Origin of the sequence: Bradyrhizobium sp. CCBAU 53340, assembly GCF_015291645.1 — a bacterium.
Lineage (GTDB): Bacteria > Pseudomonadota > Alphaproteobacteria > Rhizobiales > Xanthobacteraceae > Bradyrhizobium.
This window is the reverse complement of record NZ_CP030055.1, coordinates 1,332,343-1,355,615: the sequence shown is the minus strand read 5'-3', so window position 1 is coordinate 1,355,615 and position 23,273 is coordinate 1,332,343. Positions and strand designations below refer to the sequence as shown.

Sequence of the window (23,273 nt, the reverse complement as noted above, 5' to 3'; positions counted from 1 at the left end):
CGTCAGCCCTCAGGAGCCGTTGATGAAGCCTCGCGCGATCTCGATCATGCCCAAATTACCGAGATCGTCATGCCCGCCCGCAGAAATCCGCACGAACTGCTTCGGGTCGTGCGCGAGCGCGAACAGCTTCTCGCCGAACGCAATCGGGATAGTCTGATCCTGCGCACCGTGAACGACCAGCAGCGGCACTGCGACACGCGCGATGCGCTGGTCGGAGTGGAGCGGGTCCCGGATCAGGAGGCGGACCGGCACGAAGCGGAAATGCGCGGCCGCGACGTCGGCGATCGACGTATAGGGGGCTTCGAGGATCAGCTTCCGGATCGGATGTTCGGACGCGATCGCAACGGCAACGCCGGTGCCGAGCGAGAACCCCCAGACGACGATGCGCTGGGCGTCGTAGCGTTCCGCCGCGAATGAATACGCGGCCGCACCGTCGCGCAGCAGGCCGTCCTCGCTCGGCGCGCCGCTGGAGCCCGCATAACCGCGATAGGACAGCGCGACGAGCCCGGTGCCATCAGCCGTGATCGCCTTGAAGCGCCCGGCGAGCCCTGCGAGAAAATCGCCGTTGCCGTGAAAGTACAGCACCACGGCCCGGCCGGGCTTCGGCGGCACGTGCCAGACGATGACCTTCTCGCCATCGGACGTTGTCAGGACGTGCTCTTCGGCTTGCGGAAATCCCGCGGCCGCAGGCGCGGTGCGCTCCGTGGTCGGGATCGGAAACAGGAGGCTGCGCTGCTTTGCGAACAGCAGGACGAGCCCGGCGCAATAGCCGGCCGCGAGGATGATGGCGATCCATTTGAGGAATGTCATCGCAGCCCCGTCATTGCAGAGCTCAGGGCTTGCGACGGCTCTTGAGCAATTTGTGCACGTCGGGCCGGATGCTCAAGGGAATCTCGCGGCAGCCGCACGCTGCGGCGTGGGCGGCGTGCCAGGCGACGCGCTGCTCGCGCGTCGCCTTCGTCGGCATGCGATGGGACCGGTGCCACTCCTTGTTCAGGGCCACAGTCCCTCGCAGGGCTACATCGCCTTGACGATGTTCTCGGTCACCTTCTTGGCGTCGCCGAGCAGCATCATGGTGTTGTCGCGGTAGAACAGCGGATTGTCGATGCCGGCGTAACCCGACGCCAGCGAGCGCTTGATGAACATCACCGTGCCGGCCTTCCAGACCTGCAGCACCGGCATGCCGTAGATCGGCGAGGTCTTGTCCTCTTCGGCCGCCGGGTTGGTGACGTCGTTGGCGCCGATCACGAAGGCGATGTCGGCCTGCGCGAACTCCGAGTTGATGTCCTCGAGCTCGAACACCTCGTCATAGGGCACGTTGGCCTCGGCGAGCAGCACATTCATGTGGCCGGGCATGCGGCCCGCGACCGGGTGAATGGCGTATTTCACCTCGACGCCTTCCTTCTTCAGCATGTCGGCCATTTCGCGCAGCGCGTGCTGGGCCTGCGCCACCGCCATGCCGTAGCCGGGCACGATGATGACCTTGGAGGCATTCTTCATGATGAAGGCCGCGTCGTCAGCCGAGCCGAGCTTGGCCGGCTTCTGCTCGCCGCCTGCTCCGCCGCCGGCCGCCGCGGTCTCGCCGCCGAAGCCGCCGAGGATGACCGAGATGAAGGACCGGTTCATCGCGTGGCACATGATGTAGGACAGGATCGCGCCCGACGAGCCCACCAGCGCGCCGGTGATGATCAGCGCCGAATTGCCTAGCGTGAAGCCGATGCCCGCCGCGGCCCAGCCGGAGTAGGAGTTCAACATCGAGATCACGACCGGCATGTCGGCGCCGCCGATCGGGACGATCATGAGCACGCCGAGCGCGAGCGCCAGGATGACATTGAGCCAGAAGAACATCGGGCTGCCGGTGGCGACGAGCCCGACGATGCAGGCGACCAGCGCAACCGCGAGCGCTATGTTGATCACGTGCCGCGCCGGCAGAATGATCGGCGCACCGCTCATGCGGGCCGACAGTTTCAGGAACGCGATCACCGAGCCGGTGAAGGTCAGGGCGCCGATGGCGACGCCGAGCGACATTTCGACCAGGCTCTGGGTGTGGATGTTGCCGGGCGTGCCGATGTCGAAGGCCTCAGGCGCATAGAATGCACCGGCCGCAACCAGCACCGCGGCCATGCCGACCAGCGAGTGGAAGGCAGCCACCAGTTCCGGCATCGACGTCATCGGCACGCGGCGGGCGATGACGGCACCGATCGCCGCACCGATGGCGATGCCGACGATGACGAGCAGCCAGGCGAGGCCGTCCGCCGGCGGATGGTTGGCAAGCGTCGTCGCAACCGCGATCGCCATGCCGATCATGCCGAGCAAATTGCCCTGGCGCGACGAAGCCGGGCTCGACAGCCCGCGCAGCGACAGGATGAACAGCACCCCCGCCACAAGATACAAGAATGCAGAGAGATTGGCGCTCATCTCAGGTCCCCATTGATCCCATCAGCCCGAGGTGGCCGCTTACTTCGACTTCTTCTTGTACATCGCCAGCATGCGCTGGGTGACAAGGAAGCCGCCGAAGATGTTGATGCAGGCAAAGATCAGCGCGACGAAACCGAACGCGCGCGCCCAGCCCGAACCGCTCGATACGTTGGCGACGCCGCCGGCAAGCAGCGCGCCGACCACGATCACCGAAGAGATCGCATTGGTGACGCTCATCAGCGGCGTATGCAGCGCCGGTGTCACCGACCACACCACGAAATAACCGACGAAGACGGCGAGGACGAAGATCGACAGCCGGAAGATGAAGGGGTCGACGACCTGTGCAGCATGCTCCATGACGGGTCTCCTTAAACCTTCGGCTGGAAGTTCGGGTGAATCACGGCGCCGTCCTTGGTCAGCGCGGTGGCCTTGACGAGCTCGTCGTCCCAGTTGACGGCGAGCTTCTTCTCTTTCTTGTCGACCATGGTCTCGATGAAGGAGAACAGGTTGCGGGCATACAGGCTGGAGGCCGAGGCCGCGACGCGGCCCGCGACATTGGTGTAGCCGACGATCTTGATGCCATCTGTCTCGACGACCTCGCCGGCCTTGGCGCCCTCGACATTGCCGCCGCGCTCGACGGCGAGATCGACCAGCACCGAGCCCGGCTTCATCGACCTGACCATCTCGCCAGAGACCAGCTTCGGCGCGGGCCGGCCCGGGATCAGCGCGGTGGTGATGACGATGTCCTGCTTCTTGATGTGCTCGGCGGTGAGCGCGGCCTGCTTGGCCTGGTACTCTTTCGACATTTCCTTGGCGTAGCCGCCGGCGGTCTGCGCGTTCTTGAACTCCTCGTCCTCGACGGCGAGGAACTTTGCACCGAGCGATTCCACCTGCTCCTTCGTCGCAGGCCGCACGTCGGTCGCGGTGACGATAGCGCCGAGACGGCGCGCGGTCGCGATCGCCTGCAGGCCGGCGACGCCGACACCCATCACGAACACTTTTGCGGCAGGCACGGTGCCGGCCGCGGTCATCATCATCGGGAAGGCGCGGCCGAAGGCCTCAGCGCCCTCGATCACGGCGCGGTAGCCGGCAAGGTTCGCCTGCGAGGACAGCACGTCCATCACCTGCGCGCGGGTGATGCGCGGCATCAGTTCCATCGCGAAGGCGGAAACGCCGGCATCGGCCATCGCCTTCAGCGCGGCCTCGTTGCCGTAGGGATCCATGATGGCGATGACCAGCGCGCCGCGTTTGTATTGCGAAAGCTCGGAGGCCTCGGGACGCTTCACCTTGATGATGATGTCGGCATCCTTCAGCGCGTCGGCGCTGACGGTGGCGCCCACCGCCGTGAACTCGGAATCCGGCAGGCCCGATTTGATGCCTGCGCCCGGCTCAACGGCGATCTCGGCGCCGAGCGCTTTGAACTTCTTCACCGTATCGGGCGAAGCGGCGACACGCGGCTCCGACGGATCAATTTCCTTGGCAACGGCGATCTTCATAGGTCCTCCGGCGGCGCGGGACAGCGCACGCACAAAAAAGTAGCGTTACTCCCGCAACGGTGCATACCGGCTTTAGAACCGGCTTGTTTGCAAATTTTGTGGGCAGCTGCCGCCGCAGATGAAGGCAGCCGCCAAGGTCGATTTAGGTGAGGAAGATCGCCATCAGAATCACGATCAGCGCGACCGAAGCCGTGCCGTACTTCACCAGCTTGATGAAGCCCTCGTAGGTCTGCTCGTGAGCAACGTAGTCGTTGCCGTCGGCGGTGCTGTACGCAACTTCGCTATGATCTGCCATGGATGTCCCCAGTCGAAAGTCGAATTCCTCGGCTGGGATACCTTAAACCTTCGGGCAGGGCAACGGCGCGAAGGCGCGGTTTTCCAGCAAATAGGCTCATTTGGAATCCCGATTATCGCGGATCCGGCGCGCGGAATTTGCTTTGCTGAACCGCGGTTCAACAGATGCCGCCAACCGTCCCTGCCCGAAATCCAGGCATTCGCGCCCTTCAGCCTATCGCCTCCAGCTCGTCGATCATCCCGGCGATGACGCTCAAGCCCCCATCCCAGAACTTCGGGTCCTTGGCATCGAGCCCGAACGGCCGCAGCAGCTCCGAATAGTGCTTGGTGCCGCCGGCGGCGAGCATGTCGAGATAGCGCTCGGCGAAACCTTCGGCCGCATTCTCGTAGACCGCGTAGAGCGAGTTCACCAGGCAATCGCCGAACGCATAGGCGTAGACGTAGAACGGCGAATGGATGAAGTGCGGGATGTACATCCAATAGTTCTCGTAGCCCGCCTTGATCTCGATCGCCGGACCTAAGCTCTCGCCCTGCACCGACAGCCAGAGCTCGCCGAGCCGCGTCGCAGTCAGCTCGCCGTTCTTGCGCTCGGTATGGACCGCGCGCTCGAACGAATAGAACGCGATTTGCCGCACCACGGTGTTGATCATGTCCTCGACCTTGCCGGCGAGCAGCGCCTGGCGCTGTTTTGCATTCTTGGTCTGGGCAAGGAGTCGCTTGAAGGTGAGCATCTCGCCGAACACGCTCGCGGTCTCCGCCAGCGTCAGCGGCGTCGGCGCCATCAGCGCGCCGTTCTTGGCCGCGAGCACCTGGTGCACGCCATGACCGAGCTCATGCGCGAGCGTCATCACGTCGCGCGGCTTGCCCTGGTAGTTCATCAGCACATAAGGGTGCGCCGACGGCGTGGTCGGATGCGAGAAGGCACCCGGCGCCTTGCCCGGACGCACCGGAGCATCGATCCACCGGTCGGTGAAGAAGCGCTCGGCGATATCGGCCATTTTTGGCGAGAAGCCGCGATAGGCCGTCAACACCATGTTGCGCGCATCGGGCCAGCCGATGACATCGGTCGCCGCGAACGGCAGCGGCGCGTTGCGATCCCAATAAGCGAGCCGCTTCTTGCCGAACCACTTCGCCTTCAGCGCATAGTAGCGATGCGACAGTTTCGGATAGGCTGCGCGCACGGAAGCGACCAGCGCATCCACCACCTCGCGCTCGACGCGGTTGTTCAGATGGCGCGAATCCGCGACATCCTTGAAACCGCGCCAGCGATCGGAGATGTCCTTGTCCTTGGCGAGGGTGTTGGTGATCAACGCAAAGGTGCGCTCATTGGCCTTGAAGGTTTTTGCCAGCGCTTCCGCCGCAGCCTTGCGCTTGGCGCCATCGCGGTCTTGCAGGAAGTTCAGCGTCGGCTCGATGGCAAGCTCCTTGGCGCCGACCTTGAAGCGCAGGCCCGAGATGGTCTGGTCGAACAGCCGGTTGAAGGCGGAATAGCCGGTCTGCGCCTTCTCCAGGAACAGCTGCTCGAGCTTGTCGTCGAGCTGATACGGCTTCTCCTTGCGCAGGTCCTCGATCCACGGGCGGTAGTGCGCGAGCTCGGGGGCCTGCATCGCGCGGGTCAAAACATCGTCATCGATGCGGTTGAGCTCGAGCGCGAAGAATAGCAAATGCGTCGACGCCGCCGTCAGCCGCTCTGAGACGTCGCCGTAAAACTTTGAAATCGCAGGGTCCACGCTGTCGCCGGCGTGGACGAGGCCGGCATAGGAGCCGAGACGGCCGGCGAGATCGTCGATCGCCTCATAGCGGCGCACCGCTTCCGCGAGCCATTTTCCGCCATCTTCGTTTGCTGTGCCTGTCGCGAGCTTGCCCTTGTAGTCGGTCTCGAACGCGACGCAATCGGCATCCATCTTTTCGAGGTCGCGCGCCACGTCCGGCGCATCGATCCCGGAATAGAGATCGGCCAGGTTCCACTCCGGAAGCTTGCCGGTCTTGCTCTCAGGCTTGGAGGACTTTGCTTTGGCGGCGGATTTCTTGACGGCGGACTTCTTGGCGGCGGGCTTTTTGAGAGCGGGCTTGGAGCGCGAATTCATTGTGTGGGAAACCTGTGTTCAACAATCGCGACGGCGGACTGGGGCAGCAAGGTTTAAGCGTGCGTTAATCGGCTTCGGCCAGAGTGCCCCGATTCGAGACAGATAGTAGTAGCGTGCGGGGAACACCATGGCTGCCAGTATTTTGATCGCCGACGACGACGCCGTAGCCCGCCGGCTGGTCGAGAACATGGTGCAGAAATGCGGCTATGAGACGATCGTCGTCGAGTCCGGCGACGCCGCGATATCAGCCCTCACCGCCCCCGACGCGCCTGCAATCGACGGCGTCATTCTCGATCTGGTCATGCCTGGCCTCGACGGCATGGGCGTGCTGGCGAAGATCCGCGAAGCCGGCCTCAGCGTGCCCGTCATCGTGCAGACCGCCCATGGCGGCATCGACAACGTCATCTCGGCGATGCGCGCCGGCGCAGCCGATTTCGTGGTCAAGCCGGTCGGCATGGAGCGGCTCCAGGTCTCGCTTCGCAACGCGCTCAACGCCTCCGCGCTCAAGGGCGAATTGCAGCGCATCCGCCACAGTCGCGAGGGACGGCTGACCTTCTCCGACATCATCACGCGTGCCGAGGCCATGGCGGGCGTGATGCGCGCGGCGCAGAAGGCCGCCAATTCCTCGATTCCCGTGCTGATCGAGGGCGAGTCCGGCGTCGGCAAGGAGATGTTCGCGCGCGCCATCCATGGCAGCGGCGAACGCAAGGCCAAACCCTTCGTCGCGGTCAATTGCGGCGCGATCCCCGACAACCTCGTCGAGTCAATTCTGTTTGGCCACGAGAAGGGCGCGTTCACCGGCGCGACCGAGCGGCACACCGGCAAATTTCTCGAAGCCCACGGCGGCACGCTGTTTCTGGACGAGGTCAGCGAGCTGCCGCTGACCGCACAGGTCAAGCTCTTGCGCGCACTGCAGGAGGGCGCAGTCGAGGCCGTCGGCGGCCGCAAGCCCGTCAAGGTCGACGTCCGCATCATCTCCGCGACCAATCGCAAGCTGCTGGAGCGGGTCAAGCAGGGCCATTTCCGCGAAGACCTGTTCTATCGCCTGCACGTGCTGCCGCTGACGATCCCCTCGCTCAGGGCCCGTCGCGAGGACATCCCGCATCTCCTCAGGCATTTCCTGGCGCGTTTTGCCGCCGAGGAAAATCGCGCGATCTCCGGCGTCACTGGCGAGGCCGTGGCGCATCTCGCCCAGCTCGACTGGCCCGGCAACATCCGCCAGCTCGAAAACGCAGTCTACCGCGCCGTGGTGATGAGCGAGGGCGACCAGCTTGGTCTCGACGATTTCCCGCTGCTGGCGTCGCATCCGCACACCGCTGCGGAGATTCCGACCGCGCCGCTGATGATTGAGCCGATCGCAGCGCCGTCGGTGATTTCAGGTAACGAGATACCGATCGCGCCACTGCCCCAAGTGGGCTCCCTTTCGATGCTGACCGCCACCGGCGACGTCCGCCCGCTCGATGAGATGGAGAACGAGATCATCCGCTTCGCGATCTCGCATTACCGCGGACAGATGTCGGAGGTGGCGCGTCGACTCAAGATCGGCAGGTCCACGCTCTATCGCAAACTCGACGAAGCCGGAGTTCCCGGCCATGGCGGGAAAAGCGGCGAGGAGACGCACTGAACCTCATGCGAATGGAGGGTCGCGCGGAGGCGGCGATGCGCCCGCAAGCCGTTGAATTACGGCAAAATTCGGCGTCGAGCCAAACCGTGACTTGGAAGTGACAGACACTGGGAAAAGCGCGTGTTGAAGGAGCACAATCCGTTGCAAAACGGGTCGTCTTGAAGTCAGTTTGTCGTGAGTTTCCCGGGCTAGCGCTAGCTGCAAAAACGGGGCCTGTATATCGTCTGCGTATGAATCGTTGCGTGCAGGCGTGCGACTTCCGAGAGGCCGGCACGATTTAGCCGAAGCTCAATTAGACGATAACGAAAGCTGTTCCACGAGGGACAGTTCACCCAAGGGGTGCGACACAATGCGTGACTGTTTGAACCACCGTGCAGGATTTGACCGCGTTTTGGCGGCGGTCGCAGCGACCTTCCTCACGGTATCGGCCGGCTCGGCGCTGGCACAGGATCAGGCGCGCAGCAGCGCCGCCGAGCTCGCGATCGAAGCCGCGATCCCGCGCCCCGAGCCTGCAAACGTCCCGCCCCCGACCGCCTCCGACATCAAGCTCGACACCACCGCCACGCTTCAGGACGCCCCGAAGGATGCGGCCAAAGAGCCTGTGAAGGCCGAGGCCGTCCCGGCCCCTGACAAGGTCGAGACCAAGCCGTCCGACGTCGCCACCACGCCCGCGGCTGACACACCGAAGAGCGAAACGGCCACCACCGAACCCGCGAAGACCGAGCCCGCCAAATCCGAGCCGGCAAAGGCGGACACCGCAGCCGCGCCAGCAGCCGCCCCCGCTGCACCGGCGGCAGCCGCAACCCCGGCCGCTGCCGAGCCATTGAAGGCCGCGAGCAACGTGCCCGCCGCCGACCAGCCGGTCGCCGACAAGATCAAGGACATCCTCGGCGCCAAGACCTCGCACCATTTCGATCGCAAGAACGAACGTGCCGCCGCCGAGAAGTTCTACGGCGCCCGTGATTTCGCACCGGTCTGGACACAAGCCGGCAGCCTGACCGCCGCGGCCAAGGGCGTGATCGCGCGGCTGAAGGATGCGGCCTCCGACGGTCTCAACCCCGCCGACTATCCGGTGCCCGACTTCGCCGCCGCAACGACGCCCGACGCGCTCGCCGACGCCGAGCTCAAGCTCACCGCCAGCATGTTCGACTATGCGCGCCAGGCGCAGAGCGGCCGCATGCACTGGTCGCAAGTCAGCGCCGACATCCTCTATCCCGAGCATCCGGTCGATCCGAACGAGGTGCTGACCAAGGTCACGACGGCGGCCGACGCCTCCGCCGCGCTCGACAGCTACAACCCGCCGCAGAAGCTCTACAAGGAGCTGAAGGCGCAACTCGCCAAGCTCCGCGGCCAGGGCGACGGCCCGGTGATCGAGATCACCGACGGCCCGACGCTGAAATACACGCCTGCCAAGGGCAAGAAGCAGGCTGAGATCGTCGTGCAGGATCCGCGCGTGCCGCAGCTTCGTGCCAAGCTCGGTATCACCGAGAACGCCAGCGACGACCACTACGACGCCACGGTCGCCGAAGCCGTGCGCAAATTCCAGGACGGCGCGGAGATGAAGGCGACCGGCGTCCTCGACGCGCAGACCGTGAAGGCGCTGAACAGCCCGAAGCGCGACAGGCAGATCGACACCGTGCTGGTGAACATGGAGCGCTGGCGCTGGCTGCCGCGCGACCTCGGCGTGCCCTCGCTCGGCGATGCCTATGTCATCCTCAACATTCCCGACTACACTCTGAAGGTGATGCAGCGCGGCCAGCAGGTCTGGACCACACGCGTCGTCACCGGCAAGCCGGGCCAGCACGCCACACCGCTGCTGACCGAGACGATGAAGTACATCACGGTCAACCCGACCTGGAACGTGCCGCCGTCGATCGTCTATGGCGAATATCTGCCGGCGCTGCAGCAGGACCCGACCGTGCTTCAGCGCATGGGCCTGAAGCTCGAGCAGAACCGCGACGGCTCGGTGCACATCTCGCAGCCACCGGGCGAAGCCAACGCTCTCGGCCGGATCCGCTTCAACTTCCCGAACAAATTCCTGGTCTATCAGCACGACACGCCGGACAAGTACCTGTTCGCCAAGGACGAGCGTGCGTTCAGCCATGGCTGCATGCGCGTGCAATATCCGGATCAGTACGCTTCCGTGCTGCTCAACATCGCCATGCCCAACGAGCACTACACCCCGGAGCGCGTGCGCGGCATGTACGGCTCGGGTGAGATCGACCTGAAATTCCCCACCCCGATCCCGGTCAACATCACCTACCAGACCGCGTTCGTGGACGATGGCGGCAAGCTGCAGTTCCGCAAGGACGTCTACGGCCGCGACGCGACCATGATCAACATCCTGAAGAACAGCCGCGGCAAGGACCTCGAGATGGTCGTGGCGCATTCGCAGCCGAGCTATTCGCGCCCGGCCACGACGCTGCCGCCCGGCCTGGCCGTGGCCAACAATGGTGGCTCGTCCGGTCTGAACTTCTTCGAGCGGCTGTTCGGTGGAGGGGCCCCGACCCCGCCGCCGGCTCCGGTCGGCCGTCGGCCGCAGCGGGTGTTTACCCGCTGAGCCCAGAGCAGTCCCTCAGCCTCTAAAATTCTTCAATGAAATCAGCGACCCCGTCCCATGGATGGGGTCGTTTCACGTTAACCATTCTCCTCCCGAGTTCCGGCCAGGCGGCGTTTTTTTGCCACAGTCAACCGTTTAGGATTGTAGTCTGACTTGGTTTTGGGGGCGGGAAGGTCAACGTCGAATTAACCTTCTCGCTTTAAGAAAGCGTTCATCCTCTTTCGCGCGCTAACGGGGTTGGCGGGAGAGTCCATTTTGAACGCTCGTCGACTGGGTGGGCTCATACGTGCTGGCTGGTTTCGCACGCCAATTCGCTGCGTTGTCGTTGTCCCATGCGGGCGTGAAGGTCGGATCTCGGATCGGCCTCGCCTCGCTGGTGCTGCTTGCGGCTGCCGGTTCGGTTCATAACGCCGCGGCGCTGAACGAAACCAAGACGCTCTCCTTCCATCACACCCATTCCGGCGAAGACCTCACCGTCACCTTCAAGCGCGATGGCCGCTACGACGAGGCCGCGCTCAAGACACTCAATCACTTCCTGCGCGACTGGCGCACCCAGGACGAGACGGTGATGGACCGTCACCTCTTCGACATCCTCTGGGAAGTCTATCGCGACGTCGACGGCAAGCAGCCGATCCAGATCATCTCCTCCTACCGCTCCCCCGCCACCAACGCCATGCTTCGCCGCCGTTCCGCCCATACGGGCGTGGCGCGCTTCAGCCAGCACATGCTGGGCCATGCAATGGATTTCTACATTCCGGGTGTGCCGCTGGAGCAGATCCGCTTCGCCGGCCTCCGCCTCCAGCGCGGCGGCGTCGGCTTCTACCCGACCTCCGGCTCGCCCTTCGTGCATCTCGACACCGGCAGCGTCCGGCACTGGCCGCGCATGACACATGACCAGCTTGTGCGCGTCTTCCCGGACGGAAAAACGGTGCATGTGCCGAGCGACGGCGTGCCGCTGAAGGGTTATGAGCTCGCCAAGGCCGAGATCGAGCGCCGTGGCGATGGCGATGACGGCGCCAGCAAGCCGGGCTTCTTCGCCGCCCTGTTCAAGGGCAAGTCGGCTCCTGCAGCTGCCAGCAGTGACGAGGATGACGAGGGCGCGCCGGCCCCGGCCGCCAAGCCTGTCATGCCCACCGTGGTCGCTGCCGCAGTCAAGCCGGCGGACCCGGTACCGACACCGCGGGCCAAGCCGCAGATCGCCTCGGCGCTCCAACTCGCCTCCGCCGACGCGCAGCCTGTTGTGCTGCCCAAGCCGAAGCCGGCGCCCGTGGCTGACAAGCCGGCCGCCGGCAAGCCCGAGACCCCCGCCGACATCATCAATGCCCGCGGCTTCTGGGACGATGTGCCGGCGACGCCGCAGCAGGCAACGCCTGCCCAGATCGCAGCGTTGAAAGCACGTCAGGCACTAGCCGCAGCCACCGATCCGCAACCGACCGCAAGCGTCTCCAAGTCAGCCCTTCAGGCGCTGGCTTTCGCGCCGGCGGCCTCTCCGGTCGATCGCGCCAACGTCGTCGCCGCTTCCGCGCCGATCCCGCGCGGCGCGCGCCCGGCATCCACGGCCCGCAACGCCGCACCGGCCACCGAGATCAACACGGTCGTCGGCAAAGGCACGGATGGCATGATCGCAACGGCAACCCGGCTCTCCGCGGCCAAGAGCGAGAGTATCTGGCTCAAGATCGTGATGCTGTCGCCGAGCGCCAGCCGCGCGATGTCGGTCACGCTGATGGGCGAGCTCGATATGGCCGCGATGCGCACCTATTTCGTCAAGCCGCAGGCGGTGGTCGCAATGGGCTTCACCGACGATCCGATGCAGGGCCTGTCCTGCGACAGTTTCTCGGGCAGCGCGACCACGAAGATCGAGACGACGTCGTTCGTCATGCGCACGGCCGCGCTGCGCTAAAGCTGATCGCCTAGCGCGCCTTCTTTCCCCGCCGATCCAGATGATAGGTCAGCGCCAGCGACAGGCAGACTGATAGCGCCTGCTTCGGCAGTTTGCCGGCCACCGGCAGCAACAGCGCCCGGGTCTGCCGGTATTCGAACTGATCGTGAAACCGCTCGCGGAACGTGTCGACGAGCGTTGTCTTGCAGTTGAACAGAATGGCGGCGTGGTCGGAGTCCTTGAGGCGGCCAAGCCGGATGGTCGAGCCACTGCCCGTCTCATCGGTCAGGTACGCAGGCTCGCCCCATTTCAGCGTCTCGGTGAGACGGCCGACATTGTCATCCGCCGCCGCGATCGCAAAAATCAGGTCGCGCACCTGGAGCAACCGCGTGCCGATCGGCGCTGGAAGAGCGCCGAAGGCACTGATCACCTCACGCGACAGGGGCGGTGCGGTCACCGACGTTTCCGTTCACAAACGAAGTGCAACAGCCGCGATTTGTAGCCCGCGCGAAGTCCGAGGCGCAAATGCCTCAGATCATCCCCAGCGCCTGCATGTAGGTCTCGAGGATCGTCTCGGCCTCGGCGCGCTCGTTGGGGTCCTGCTTGCGCAGGCGCACGATGGTGCGCAGCGCCTTGACGTCGTAGCCGTTGCCCTTGCTCTCGGCATAGACGTCGCGGATGTCGTCGGAGATCGCCTTCTTCTCTTCCTCCAGCCGCTCGATGCGCTCGATGATGGATTTGAGCTGGTCCTTGGCAAATTTCGTCGCGGGCTCGTCGTCGCGGACGGCGGCGGAGGTGGCCATCTTGGTACTCCCAATGGAACTGGCAAAACGAGGTGACGCCGGCATCCTCACCGCGCGTGCTGGCTAGACCCTTAGGGTTGGCACCGTTCGCGTTCAAGCAAGCATCGCGCTCGTCCACAGCGCGCCCACATCTTCCTGCGACGGGACAAAGAAAGATGTTGTGTGGTGCGACTCAAGCCGCGCGCCGGACTCCTCCCCTTAATGATTGTGGGGATGGACCTTCTTCATCGCCTCGAGCTGCCCGGGGCTCGCCGTGCCCTGGTACTTCGCCTTCCAGGCCTCGTAGGGCATGCCGTAGACGGCCTCCCGGCTCTCGTCCTTGCTCAAGGGTACCCCTTGCGCGTCCGCGGCATCCTTGAGCCAGTTCGACAGGCAGTTGCGGCAGAAGCCGGCCAGATTCATCAGGTCGATGTTCTGGACGTCGGTCCGCGTCTTCAGATGATCGACCAGGCGCCGGAAGGCGGCCGCCTCGAGCTCCGTTCTGGTTTTGTCGTCGATTGCCATGGCTGGACCTCTCGGCTGTGACCTCGATGGTGGTCACCCTTACGGGATCAGGTGGGGTCCTGTCACAGATTTTGCCATATCGCAGCGCAAACGGCCGCTGAGCCGGCATATGGGCGTTCCCCTGCCCTACGCCAAATCGTCAATCATCTGGTATACGTTCCGCGACAATGATCGCCGAATCTCCCCGCTTCCCCCTTCGCCTGCTCGCCCGGTTGGTCCCGGTGCTGGTGGTTGGCCTGTTGTGCCTCTGGACCAGCCCGGCCTCGGCCGATTTCCGGCTTTGCAACAACACCTCGAGCCGGGTCGGCATCGCGCTCGGCTACAAGGACGCCGATGGCTGGACCACCGAAGGCTGGTGGAACATCTCATCCCGGTCCTGCGAGACCCTGCTGCGGGGAACGCTGGTCGCCCGTTATTATTACATCTACGCGATCGACTATGACCGCGGCGGCGAATGGTCGGGGCAGGCCTTCATGTGTTCGCGCGACAAGGAATTCACCATCCGCGGCACCGAGGACTGCCTGGCGCGCGGCTATGACCGGACCGGCTATTTCGAGGTCGATACCGGCGAGCAGCGGGCCTGGACGGTGCAGCTCACCGACGCCAACGAGCAACCCGCCGCCCAACCGCGTGTCCCCGGAATGCCCGGCCCTGTTGGCCCTGGTGGTGGCGTTCCGGGTTTGCCCAATAACCCGCCCGGTGCTACGCCCCCGGGCTCGCCCGGCCTGCCACCGGCCGCCGCCCCGCCCTCGCCCCCGCCTGGAAATAAGCCATGAGGCGTCTTCGCCGTATCAAGATTCTCGCGACCCTCGGACCTGCCTCGTCGGACCTTGCGATGATCCGCCGCCTGTTCGAGGCTGGCGCCGACGTATTCCGCATCAACATGAGCCACACGCCGCATGACAAGATGCGCGAGCTGGTGGCGACGATCCGCAATGTCGAGAGCAGCTACGGCCGCCCGATCGGCATCCTGGTCGATCTTCAGGGCCCCAAGCTCAGGCTCGGCGCCTTCGCCGAAGGCTCGGTCCAGCTCCAGAACGGCCAGACCTTCACGCTCGATTCCGACAAGACGCCGGGCGATGCCAACCGCGTCCAGCTTCCTCACCCCGAGATCCTTGCCGCGCTCAGGCCGGGCCACGCGCTGCTGCTCGACGACGGCAAGGTGCGGCTGATCGCGGAGGAGACCTCCAAGGAGCATGCGGTGACGCGCGTCGTGGTCGGCGGCAAGATGAGCGACCGCAAGGGCGTCAGCCTGCCCGACACCGACCTGCCGGTCTCGGCGATGACGCCGAAGGACCGCGCCGACCTCGAAGCGGCCCTCGTCACCGGCGTCGACTGGATCGCGCTGTCCTTCGTGCAGCGCGCCGACGACGTGCTCGAAGCCAAGAAGATGATTCGCGGCCGCGCCGCGGTCATGGCCAAGATCGAGAAGCCGCAGGCGATCGATCGCCTCGCCGACATCATCGACGCCTCCGACGCGCTGATGGTGGCGCGCGGCGACCTCGGCGTCGAACTGCCGCTCGAGCGCGTGCCGAGCCTGCAGAAGCAGATGACGCGCATGGCGCGCCGCGCCGGCAAGCCGGTGGTGATCGCAACCCAGATGCTGGAATCGATGATCCAGTCGCCGGTGCCGACCCGCGCCGAAGTCTCCGACGTCGCCACCGCCGTCTATGAGGGCGCCGACGCCATCATGCTGTCGGCGGAATCGGCGGCCGGCAAATTCCCGGTCGAGGCGGTCTCGACCATGAACCGCATCGGCGAGGAGGTCGAGCGCGACCCGACCTACCGGTCGGTGATCACGGCGCAGCGCCCCGCGCCGGAATCCACCGCGGGCGATGCCATCGCGGATGCCGCCCGGCAGATCGCCGAGACGCTCGATCTGCCCGCTTTGATCTGCTGGACCTCATCCGGCTCGACCGCGACGCGCGTGGCGCGCGAGCGGCCGAAGCCGCCGATCGTGGCGATCACGCCGAACATCACCGCCGGACGCCGGCTCGCCGCGGTCTGGGGTGTGCATTGCGTGGTGGCGGAGGACGCGCGCGACCAGGACGACATGGTGAACCGCGCCGGCCAGATTGCCTTCCGCGACGGCTTTGTCCGCGCCGGCCAGCGCGTGATCATCGTCGCCGGCGTGCCGCTCGGCATTCCCGGCACCACCAACATGGTGCGCATCGCCTCCGTCGGCCCCGAGGGCGACGCGAATATGTGAGGCGGCGAGCCCCCGCCAACACAAAACGCGAAAAAAGCCCCATGCACAGTAGCCGGCAGAAACCGGCTGCTGTGCTTAGGCTTTGCGAAAAGACGTGCTCAGACAGCTGCCCGAGCGCGATCAGGCGACAAATGCTAAGCCCCGACCAGCGCCTTGGTCGTCGGCAGCAAGGTCTGCTGCACCACGAGGCCACGGGCGCGGGCGTCCATGACGCCGACGGCGCGCAGCGCCAGCAGCGTCACGGTTTGCACCGCATCACGCATCTTGACGGGATCTTCGAGATTGTCGGGCGCGAGCGGCCCGACCAGCGCCTCATGCAGCGCGCCGAGCAGAGCGGTCGCCGCGAGCGCAGTGTCCTGCGCCGGCAGATGGCCGGCGCGCACGGCGGCATCGATCCGGCCTGCGATCTCGCCGGCGATCTCACGACGGCTCGCCAGGCGGGAGGCGCTGACATCGACGTCGACAGGCTCGGCCAGGATGCCCCAGGCCAGCCTGCGCTGCGACAGGGTATGGACGGCCACCGTGGTCACGGCCGCCGCCAGCGCCGAGGACGGGCCCGGGGCGGCATCGGCCGCCCGCCGGATGGCCGCGAGCTCGTCGCGCGAGACCTCGGAGATCAGTTCGGAGATCAGCTCGGCCTTGGAGGGGAAGTAGCGGTACACGGTGCCGGCCGCCACATTGGCCCTGACGGCGACCGGCGCGATCTGCACCGCCGCCATGCCGCCTTCGGCTGCGGCTTCCCTTGCCGCCGCCAGGATGGCGCTGCGCCGCGCCGCAAGGCGCTTAACCACTTGATGCGTCCGCCGATAAACCATGGCGCGCTTCCTGTCCCACACGCCTGCCGCATGCCCGCGGCCGAACGCTTCGTCACCGATTTCACGGCAAATCGCCCCGCAAGGACTGAACAACTATTCAGGGGGGATGACAAGAAGCAAATGCGTGGTGCGTCACACGTGAAGGCTGGGCTGCAATCGCTCAATTGCAGCGCATCAATTGGCAAATGGCTAACCACGATTGTTACCGCGGTCTTAAAGCCGCTCCGCGACTGTGGCTGCGATCCAAATCCGGTGCAGCATGGTCGACACGGACGCCAAGACCGCCTGGCAGCTCTACCATCTGAACTGGCTTCCCATCGCGACCATGGGCGGCCTGCTGGCGCTCGGCCTCGATGTCACCGGCCTCAGGCTCGAGCCGGTCGCCTACGGCATCACGCTCGCCATCGCCGCGTGCTTCGTCGCCATCGCCTATCGTCATCGCATCGCCAAGGGCGATCGCGCCGATCCCAAGCTGATCTTCTCGCTCGGCACGATCGGCCAGGTCATCATCACCTGCGCCATCGTCGGGCCGCTCAGCTACGTCGCCGGCAAGATGGGCTGGCCGCTGCAGGACCAGGCGCTGCTCGCGATCGATCGCGCGCTCGGCCTCGATCCCGAGCCGATTGCGCGCTTCGTCAACGATCATCCCTGGCTCGGCGACATCCTCGCGCGCGGCTACGGCCTGATCAAATGGCCGCTGCTCTTCATCCCCGTCGTGCTGGCGCTGACCGCGCGTTACGTGCGGCTGCAATTGTTCATGCTGGCGATGAGCCTTGCGCTCGCGATCACCATCGCGATCTCGGCGCTGGTGCCCGCGATCGGCACCTATTACGGACTGCAATTGCCGGCCGCTCAGCTCCCCGACATCAACACCGCAGTCTACGCCGGCCAGTTGCGCGACATCCTGGCGCTGCGCGACGGCAGCCTGCACGAGCTGCGGCTGTTCTTCCTGTCCGGCATCGTCTCGTTTCCGAGCTTTCACGCCGCGTCCGCCGTGCTCTACATGTGGGCGCTGTGGCCGGTGCGGCGCATCGGCGGCATCGCCACTGCGCTCAACCTGCTGATGATCGCGGCCACGCCTGTGATCGGCGCGCATTACATCATCGACGTCGCTGCCGGTGTTGCGCTGGCGGCGGGCTCGATCTGGGCCGCGAAGGCTTATCTGGTGTGGATGAGCCGCGCGGCGGGGCCAGCGCCCGCTACGTCAGCAGTCTGGCAGCCCAGCCTCGCAGAATAACAGCGCGATAGGACCATCCGACGCGCCATCCAATTCAACGCTGCATCTGCGCCATCTGAACACTCAGCGCGGCACCTTTGAAAGGGCGGTCATCGGGACCGCCCTGTGCATGACCAACCGCCCAGCGGTGGGGCCACGACAGCCGTTCCACCCCGCGCGCTGTCGCCGCGTTGAAAGACGACCAACGGCCATTGTCGTGGTGACGGTAGAGCAGACCGCCAGGTCCCATATCCGGATAGATCGCGACATGAATATCGAATGGAGCGCCCGCGGCCAGATCAGGTCCGAACCAATAGGCCGGACTGCGGCCGGGATCGCGGCCGACGATCACTGTGAGGGTTTGCGCAGGGCCACGAAGTCCAAGCCAGAACGGGGCAATCGAACCGGGTGCGAAAGCCGTGAAGATCGTCTGCGCCGCGGCTGCATCGCTCGTCGCGCTCTGCCCTGTCAGTCTCAGCTCGATGCTGCGTCCACTCGGCAAATGTCCGCTGAGGGGCGCATCCGCGTCTCCGCGCGGCAGCTCCATCCACTGCGCGGGATCAGGATTGGCGATCGGCCATTCCAGCCGCTCGCGTACCGCACCGTCGCTGTCGAGCACCTGATAGCGTAGGCCGTGCGCGTCAAGCGCCGCCTGGATGCAATGGAGGTATTCGACTCCTTCCGGCATCCTGTGCGCCGTTCCAGCTCCTGCGGTGCAGATTTGAAGGACGCCGCTGTGCGCCTGCACGTCGAAGGCCAGGATGTGACTGCACACGTAGGCCAGCACGTTTTCGTTCACCAGGATGTTCCAGAACGGGCCTGCATATTCGGGGCCGATCTCGCGTTGATAAGCGCCGGAAAAACCGTTGACCGGGAAGACCGGGTGATGGCCGATGACGAGCTTGTGCCTGACATCGCGATGTGCTTTCAGCGTCGCTTCGAGCCATCCGATCTCGACATGTCCCTCGCCACCAAGGCCGCTCCAGAGCGTGTTGACGAACACCATCAGGAGGTCGCCGCGCCGCACGAAGTATGACAGGCCGGACTGTCCGGGCGGCCCGTTATCCGGCAGGTCCAGGACAGCGCGAAACACCGTCTCGCTCATCACATCGTAGGTCGTGTGGTTGCCGGTCGTGTGCCACATCGGGATGGTTGCACGGTCGAGCCATGCCATTTCCATTTCGAACCAATATCGCCACTGCGCGCGCAGCGCGTCCTCATCCGGCGTCAGGCCGATGATTTCATCACCCGGGAAGACAATGAATTCAGGCTGCGGGCTCAGGCGCTGAACGACTGCGTTGACCGCGCCGAAGGTTTTTTCGTGCAATGCGCCGGGAACGCCCGAACAGGAGTCGCCGTAGAGCAGAAACTGGTGACCTTCGCCGCGCGGCAGCAGCGCGGGGATGGAGTTTTTCACGGGATTGATAGCCTTCCGTTGCAAGGAGCCGATCGGAGAATGGCAATTTCCGGAACGGGCGGCAACGAGGCAGATTGATTGAATCTACGGACCGAAGTCCGGCTGGCCAGCTGTCGTTTTCATCTCGTCAAACGAAAAGCGTCAGCAGGCGAAGGCGCGTGGCGTCGTGGCCACCAGCACCTCCGTTCATGGTGACAAGTCGTGGGCACGCTTCGCTTTGCCCACCCTACGAGAGCTCGCCGTTTGGTCGCGACTCGTTCAACAATGCGCTTTTCGATCCCGTCGCCCATCGAGGCTCGCCGAAGAGGCGGGCACCTCCAGCGACAATGGCTTCGCCATTGCGCGGGGTGACGGGACGATAGGCGCGTATGCCGATGATCCCGCGCCCAAAACGAAGAGAGCCCCGTCCGAGGACGGGGCTCTCTGAACTCTGGATTCGTCTCAGCTTACTTGAGGCTGGACGAGATCGAGCCGAACTTGGTGTTCAGCGTGGTGCCGAGGTTGTTGACGACGGTGATGATGGCCAGCGCGATGCCGGCGGCGATCAGGCCGTATTCAATGGCGGTGGCGCCGGATTCATCCTTCACGAAACGCGAAACGAGGTTCTTCATAAACTGCTCCCAAAGGGTACACGTGGCTTCAAGTGGTCTGGTCTTTTCGGCTTCCCAGCGCCGCCCGACCATGGAACCGAACCTACGGGTAAAGAATTGCGCCGCAGTTAACTCGACTGCTTAAACACGGAACTGTTTGCGTGTATTCGCCGATGGTAAACCGAAATTGAAAACAATCGGTTAAATTGCGCCGATACAGAGCCGCGCCAGACGCTCAGGATCCGCCGATTTACTGGAAGTTATGACCGCCATGGTCCAATGCCGCCCGCTCGGCCAACACACTCAAGAACAAGACGAGGCGGCATGTCCCTTTCCTTCACCAACAGCGTCGCGATGCAGAGCCGCGCCCGCGCACTGGTGCCGTTGTGTGTCGGCGCGGGCGCCTACCTCTTCTTCCTTATGATCGGCGACACGCTGCTTCAGGACTCCGACTCGTTCTGGCAGATCAAGATCGGTCAGTGGATTCTCGATCATCAGGCCCTGCCCTATACCGACTTCTATTCCTTCACGCGCCCCGGCGAGCCGTGGATCTCGACCTCCTGGCTGTCGCAGATTCTGTTCGCGGTTTCCTATACGCAGTGGGGCTGGGCCGGGCCGGTGATCCTCACCGCGTTCGCGATCGCCGCATCAGCGGCGATCTTCGTCTACCTGCTCGACGCCCACCTCGAAATTCCGCGCTCGGTGCTGTTCGCGATGCTGGCCGTCGTGCTGTCGCTGCACCATATCCTGGCGCGGCCGCACATGCTGGCGCTGCCGGTGATGATCGCGTGGGTCGGCGTGCTGATGAATGCGGCCGATCGCAAGGTGACGCCATCCTGGGCCTGGCTGCCGCTGATGTCGCTGTGGGCGAATTTGCATGGCGGCTTCGTGCTCGGCCTCGCGCTGATCGGCCCGATGGCCATTGAAGCGATCTGGACGCTCGAGTCCGACAAGCAGATCCGGCTGCTCGCGCGCTGGTTCCTGTTCGGCGTCGCCGCGATGCTGGCGGCCTGCGTGACGCCCTATGGCTGGCGCACGCTGCTGGGCGCGACGAACATCCTCAATCTCGGCGAGCTGCTGTCGGTCATCTCGGAATGGATGCCGGCGAATTTCGCCTCCTTCTCCGCCTTCGAAGGCGCGATCCTCGGCCTCATCGCGATCGGGCTGTTTCGCGGTCTGACGCTGTCGCCGCCGCGCATCCTGCTGATCCTGCTGTTCACCTGGATGGGGCTCACCCATGTCAGGAGCATCGAGGCCTTTGCCTTCCTGGTGCCGCTGGCGCTGGCTAAGCCGCTCGGCGAGAACTCACCGCTGCCGCAACTCGCCGATGGCACCGAGAGCGCGGCTGCGCGCTACGTCACGGCGATGGGGGCGCTGATGATCGCAGCCGCGGCCTGGACCTCGACCTCGATCTACATGTCGCATCACCGCTTCACCTTCACGATGGACCAGACGCCAGTGGCCGCGGTCGACCTGCTCCAGCAGCGCAAGGCGCAGCGCATCTTCAACGCCTACCAGTTCGGCGGCTATCTGATCTCGCGCGACATTCCTGTCTTCGTCGACGGCCGCGCCGAGCTCTACGGCGAGAAGTTCGTGATGGACTTCTTCAAGGCGATCGAAGTCAAGAAGCTCGACAACCTGACGCGGCTGCTCGAAGAGTACAAGATCGATGCCACCCTGCTGGTCGCCGACAGTCCCGCCGCCCAGGTGCTCGATCACATCAAGGGCTGGAAGCGGCTCTATGGCGACAACATCGCGGTGATCCATGTGCGCGATGATCAGGCCGGCGCGGCGGCGCCGGCCAAACCTTGAGCATCGCCTCATGACCATCGCCGCCAGTCTTGCGGTCACGCGGCCCCAGCGCAATCTGGCGCCGCTCTGCGTCGCGGCCGCCGCTTTCCTGCTGCTGCTGGTGAGCGGCGACAGCCTGCTGCACGACCCTGATACACTCTGGCAGATCAAGGTCGGCCAATGGATCCTCGATCATCGCGCGGTGCCCTGGACCGACTTTTACTCCCTGACGCGCCAGGGCGAGGTCTGGCTCTCGACCTCCTGGCTGTCGCAAGTGCTGTTCGCGACGACCTTTGCCTGGTGGGGCTGGGCCGGGCCGGTCGTGCTCACCGCCGCTGCGATCGCAATCGCGATGGCATTGCTGCTGACCTTCCTGCAACGGCATCTCGATCTGCCTTACGCGCTGGTGTTCTGCCTGCTGGCGATGACGCTCGCCGCGCCGCATCTGCTGGCCCGTCCGCATGTGCTGGCGCTGCCGGTCATGGTCGCCTGGAGCGCGGCCCTGATGGGAGCGGCCGACCGTGGCCGCGCGCCGTCCTTCCTGCTGCTGCCGCTGATGGCGCTATGGGCCAATCTTCACGGCGGCTTCGTGCTCGGGCTTGCCTTGATCGGCACGATCGGCCTTGAAGCGCTCTGGCGCGCCGCGCCGGCGCACCGGCTGACGCTCGCGATGCAATGGGCCGCGTTCGGCCTTGGCGCGCTCGCTGCGAGCTGTTGCACGCCCTATGGCATCGACACCCTGCTCGGCGCGGCGCGCATCCTCAGCCTCGGCAAGTCGTTCTCCGTCATCGCCGAATGGCGGCCGGCCGATTTCAGTTCCTTCAGCCCGTTCGCGGGCGCGCTGCTCGGACTGCTCGGCCTTGCGCTGACGCGCGGCCTGTCGCTGTCACCGCCGCGGGTGCTGCTGATTCTCAGCACCACCTGGATGGCGCTGGCGCATGTCCGCAGCATCGAGACCTTCGGCGTGCTCGTCCCGTTGGTGCTGGCGCAGCCGTTGAGCGGCTGGATCAGGCCCGCCGCGGATGCGCCGCGTGGCCTGCGGATGGCGCCTGGCGCCCCGGCCGCCTTGGCCGCGACCGCGATCATGCTCGCGACTGCAAGCGCGACCGCGACTTTTGCCGGCCGTCATGCCTTCCAATTCTCCACGGCGCAGACGCCGGTTGCCGCGGTCGACGCGCTGATCGAGCGCAAGGCCGCGCGCATCTTCAATTCCTACGGTTTCGGCGGCTATCTCATCGTTCGCGACCTCAACCCGTTCGTCGACGGGCGGTCGGAGCTCTACGGCGAAAAATTCCTGATGGACTATTTCGCAGCCGAAGACGGCCGCGATGTGTCAGGCCTGTTGCGCATGCTCGACGAGAACAAGATCGACGCGACCCTGCTCACGGTTGATTCTCCGGCGGCACAGATGCTGGATCAAATCAAGGGCTGGAAGCGAGCCTATGCCGACAAGATCGCGGTGGTCCATGTGCGGGACGATGTACGGGACGATCAGCAGGCCTCGGCACCGGGGAAGTGAGGACGACCCGTCAAGCAGACTTGTCTCCTGGCGTCTGACGCAGTTCAATGC

Annotated in this window: 21 protein-coding genes; 8 read left to right on the top strand and 13 right to left on the bottom strand. The window is 65.0% G+C overall.

Translation table 11 applies throughout. The features are described 5' to 3' along the window. Window positions 1-9: 9 nt before the first annotated feature. The 7 genes from XH89_RS06335 to XH89_RS06305 all read right to left on the bottom strand — a co-directional run bounded on the left by XH89_RS06335 (window position 10) and on the right by XH89_RS06305 (window position 6,295). A complete protein-coding gene (locus tag XH89_RS06335) occupies window positions 10-810 on the bottom strand; it encodes an alpha/beta hydrolase (protein WP_194466249.1) in 801 nt (266 codons plus the stop codon). Window positions 811-832: 22 nt separating this feature from the next. Then, window positions 833-1,003 carry a hypothetical protein gene (locus tag XH89_RS06330; protein ID WP_194466248.1) on the bottom strand — a complete coding sequence of 57 codons (171 nt, stop codon included), beginning with the start codon at window positions 1,001-1,003 and terminating at the stop codon, window positions 833-835. Between the two features lie 14 nt (window positions 1,004-1,017). Then, window positions 1,018-2,418, bottom strand: coding sequence for an NAD(P)(+) transhydrogenase (Re/Si-specific) subunit beta (locus tag XH89_RS06325; RefSeq protein ID WP_194466247.1), 1,401 nt, complete (start codon window positions 2,416-2,418; stop codon window positions 1,018-1,020). A 39-nt stretch (window positions 2,419-2,457) separates the two neighbouring features. Next, window positions 2,458-2,775, bottom strand: a complete 318-nt coding sequence (locus tag XH89_RS06320; RefSeq protein WP_014492434.1) for a proton-translocating transhydrogenase family protein — start codon at window positions 2,773-2,775, stop codon at window positions 2,458-2,460. Window positions 2,776-2,786: 11 nt separating this feature from the next. Beyond that, window positions 2,787-3,914, bottom strand: a complete 1,128-nt coding sequence (locus tag XH89_RS06315) for a Re/Si-specific NAD(P)(+) transhydrogenase subunit alpha (protein WP_194466246.1) — start codon at window positions 3,912-3,914, stop codon at window positions 2,787-2,789. 142 nt (window positions 3,915-4,056) lie between these two features. After that, the gene (locus tag XH89_RS06310; RefSeq protein ID WP_018317799.1) at window positions 4,057-4,209 is read right to left on the bottom strand and encodes an aa3-type cytochrome c oxidase subunit IV; all 153 of its coding nucleotides are present in this window, start codon (window positions 4,207-4,209) and stop codon (window positions 4,057-4,059) included. A 208-nt stretch (window positions 4,210-4,417) separates the two neighbouring features. Further along, window positions 4,418-6,295, bottom strand: coding sequence for a M3 family oligoendopeptidase (locus tag XH89_RS06305; protein ID WP_194466245.1), 1,878 nt, complete (start codon window positions 6,293-6,295; stop codon window positions 4,418-4,420). A gap of 127 nt (window positions 6,296-6,422) precedes the next feature. Here XH89_RS06305 and XH89_RS06300 point away from each other — a divergent pair, with 127 nt between their 5' ends. From XH89_RS06300 to XH89_RS06290, 3 genes are all read left to right on the top strand, one after another. After that, on the top strand, window positions 6,423-7,919 hold the full coding sequence (locus tag XH89_RS06300) for a sigma-54 dependent transcriptional regulator (protein ID WP_194466244.1): 1,497 nt from the start codon (window positions 6,423-6,425) through the stop codon (window positions 7,917-7,919). Window positions 7,920-8,268: 349 nt separating this feature from the next. Further along, the gene (locus XH89_RS06295) at window positions 8,269-10,479 is read left to right on the top strand and encodes a murein L,D-transpeptidase (protein WP_194466243.1); all 2,211 of its coding nucleotides are present in this window, start codon (window positions 8,269-8,271) and stop codon (window positions 10,477-10,479) included. 274 nt (window positions 10,480-10,753) lie between these two features. Beyond that, window positions 10,754-12,379, top strand: a complete 1,626-nt coding sequence (locus XH89_RS06290) for a DUF882 domain-containing protein (RefSeq protein ID WP_194466242.1) — start codon at window positions 10,754-10,756, stop codon at window positions 12,377-12,379. Between the two features lie 10 nt (window positions 12,380-12,389). On the opposite strand, the gene XH89_RS06285 is transcribed toward XH89_RS06290, so the two are convergent. The 3 genes from XH89_RS06285 to XH89_RS06275 form a co-directional block, all read right to left on the bottom strand. Beyond that, window positions 12,390-12,815, bottom strand: a complete 426-nt coding sequence (locus XH89_RS06285; protein WP_194466241.1) for a DUF1801 domain-containing protein — start codon at window positions 12,813-12,815, stop codon at window positions 12,390-12,392. Between the two features lie 73 nt (window positions 12,816-12,888). Then, on the bottom strand, window positions 12,889-13,161 hold the full coding sequence (locus XH89_RS06280) for a DUF2312 domain-containing protein (protein WP_008546273.1): 273 nt from the start codon (window positions 13,159-13,161) through the stop codon (window positions 12,889-12,891). Window positions 13,162-13,359: 198 nt separating this feature from the next. Next, on the bottom strand, window positions 13,360-13,665 hold the full coding sequence (locus XH89_RS06275) for a DUF1244 domain-containing protein (protein WP_194466240.1): 306 nt from the start codon (window positions 13,663-13,665) through the stop codon (window positions 13,360-13,362). 167 nt (window positions 13,666-13,832) lie between these two features. Between XH89_RS06275 and XH89_RS06270 the strand changes: the two genes are divergently transcribed. Further along, the gene (locus XH89_RS06270) at window positions 13,833-14,441 is read left to right on the top strand and encodes a DUF1036 domain-containing protein (RefSeq protein WP_194466239.1); all 609 of its coding nucleotides are present in this window, start codon (window positions 13,833-13,835) and stop codon (window positions 14,439-14,441) included. Next, window positions 14,438-15,874 (top strand): pyruvate kinase, encoded by a 1,437-nt coding sequence (gene pyk, locus XH89_RS06265; protein WP_194466238.1) that lies wholly within the window; start codon window positions 14,438-14,440, stop codon window positions 15,872-15,874. Before XH89_RS06270 ends, pyk begins: the two co-directional genes overlap by 4 nt. A gap of 134 nt (window positions 15,875-16,008) precedes the next feature. On the opposite strand, the gene XH89_RS06260 is transcribed toward pyk, so the two are convergent. Beyond that, the gene (locus tag XH89_RS06260; RefSeq protein WP_057757575.1) at window positions 16,009-16,689 is read right to left on the bottom strand and encodes a TetR/AcrR family transcriptional regulator; all 681 of its coding nucleotides are present in this window, start codon (window positions 16,687-16,689) and stop codon (window positions 16,009-16,011) included. A 259-nt stretch (window positions 16,690-16,948) separates the two neighbouring features. Between XH89_RS06260 and XH89_RS06255 the strand changes: the two genes are divergently transcribed. Next, window positions 16,949-17,926: a phosphatase PAP2 family protein gene (locus tag XH89_RS06255; RefSeq protein WP_194466237.1), complete on the top strand. Its 978-nt coding sequence runs from the start codon at window positions 16,949-16,951 to the stop codon at window positions 17,924-17,926. Between the two features lie 34 nt (window positions 17,927-17,960). Here XH89_RS06255 and XH89_RS06250 read toward each other — a convergent pair whose 3' ends face one another. Both XH89_RS06250 and XH89_RS06245 read right to left on the bottom strand, forming a co-directional pair. After that, entirely contained in the window at window positions 17,961-19,322 is a 1,362-nt protein-coding gene (locus XH89_RS06250) for a metallophosphoesterase (protein ID WP_246767752.1), read from the bottom strand. A gap of 446 nt (window positions 19,323-19,768) precedes the next feature. Continuing rightward, a complete protein-coding gene (locus XH89_RS06245) occupies window positions 19,769-19,933 on the bottom strand; it encodes a Flp family type IVb pilin (protein WP_194466236.1) in 165 nt (54 codons plus the stop codon). A gap of 303 nt (window positions 19,934-20,236) precedes the next feature. On the opposite strand from XH89_RS06245, the gene XH89_RS06240 reads away from it, so the two are divergent. After that, the gene (locus tag XH89_RS06240; protein ID WP_194466235.1) at window positions 20,237-21,724 is read left to right on the top strand and encodes a hypothetical protein; all 1,488 of its coding nucleotides are present in this window, start codon (window positions 20,237-20,239) and stop codon (window positions 21,722-21,724) included. A gap of 10 nt (window positions 21,725-21,734) precedes the next feature. Continuing rightward, window positions 21,735-23,222, top strand: a complete 1,488-nt coding sequence (locus XH89_RS06235) for a hypothetical protein (RefSeq protein ID WP_194466234.1) — start codon at window positions 21,735-21,737, stop codon at window positions 23,220-23,222. Window positions 23,223-23,273: the final 51 nt, after the last annotated feature.

Excerpts from the sequence above, each read along its gene's own strand:
- XH89_RS06335 (WP_194466249.1), bottom strand. The coding sequence starts at position 810 with ATGACATTCCTCAAATGGATCGCCATCATCCTCGCGGCCGGCTATTGC.
- XH89_RS06325 (WP_194466247.1), bottom strand. The coding sequence starts at position 2,418 with ATGAGCGCCAATCTCTCTGCATTCTTGTATCTTGTGGCGGGGGTGCTG.
- XH89_RS06320 (WP_014492434.1), bottom strand. The coding sequence starts at position 2,775 with ATGGAGCATGCTGCACAGGTCGTCGACCCCTTCATCTTCCGGCTGTCG.
- XH89_RS06315 (WP_194466246.1), bottom strand. The coding sequence starts at position 3,914 with ATGAAGATCGCCGTTGCCAAGGAAATTGATCCGTCGGAGCCGCGTGTC.
- XH89_RS06310 (WP_018317799.1), bottom strand. The coding sequence starts at position 4,209 with ATGGCAGATCATAGCGAAGTTGCGTACAGCACCGCCGACGGCAACGAC.
- XH89_RS06305 (WP_194466245.1), bottom strand. The coding sequence starts at position 6,295 with ATGAATTCGCGCTCCAAGCCCGCTCTCAAAAAGCCCGCCGCCAAGAAG.
- XH89_RS06300 (WP_194466244.1), top strand. The coding sequence starts at position 6,423 with ATGGCTGCCAGTATTTTGATCGCCGACGACGACGCCGTAGCCCGCCGG.
- XH89_RS06295 (WP_194466243.1), top strand. The coding sequence starts at position 8,269 with ATGCGTGACTGTTTGAACCACCGTGCAGGATTTGACCGCGTTTTGGCG.
- XH89_RS06280 (WP_008546273.1), bottom strand. The coding sequence starts at position 13,161 with ATGGCCACCTCCGCCGCCGTCCGCGACGACGAGCCCGCGACGAAATTT.
- XH89_RS06275 (WP_194466240.1), bottom strand. The coding sequence starts at position 13,665 with ATGGCAATCGACGACAAAACCAGAACGGAGCTCGAGGCGGCCGCCTTC.
- XH89_RS06270 (WP_194466239.1), top strand. The coding sequence starts at position 13,833 with ATGATCGCCGAATCTCCCCGCTTCCCCCTTCGCCTGCTCGCCCGGTTG.
- pyk (WP_194466238.1), top strand. The coding sequence starts at position 14,438 with ATGAGGCGTCTTCGCCGTATCAAGATTCTCGCGACCCTCGGACCTGCC.
- XH89_RS06260 (WP_057757575.1), bottom strand. The coding sequence starts at position 16,689 with ATGGTTTATCGGCGGACGCATCAAGTGGTTAAGCGCCTTGCGGCGCGG.
- XH89_RS06255 (WP_194466237.1), top strand. The coding sequence starts at position 16,949 with ATGGTCGACACGGACGCCAAGACCGCCTGGCAGCTCTACCATCTGAAC.
- XH89_RS06245 (WP_194466236.1), bottom strand. The coding sequence starts at position 19,933 with ATGAAGAACCTCGTTTCGCGTTTCGTGAAGGATGAATCCGGCGCCACC.
- XH89_RS06240 (WP_194466235.1), top strand. The coding sequence starts at position 20,237 with ATGTCCCTTTCCTTCACCAACAGCGTCGCGATGCAGAGCCGCGCCCGC.
- XH89_RS06235 (WP_194466234.1), top strand. The coding sequence starts at position 21,735 with ATGACCATCGCCGCCAGTCTTGCGGTCACGCGGCCCCAGCGCAATCTG.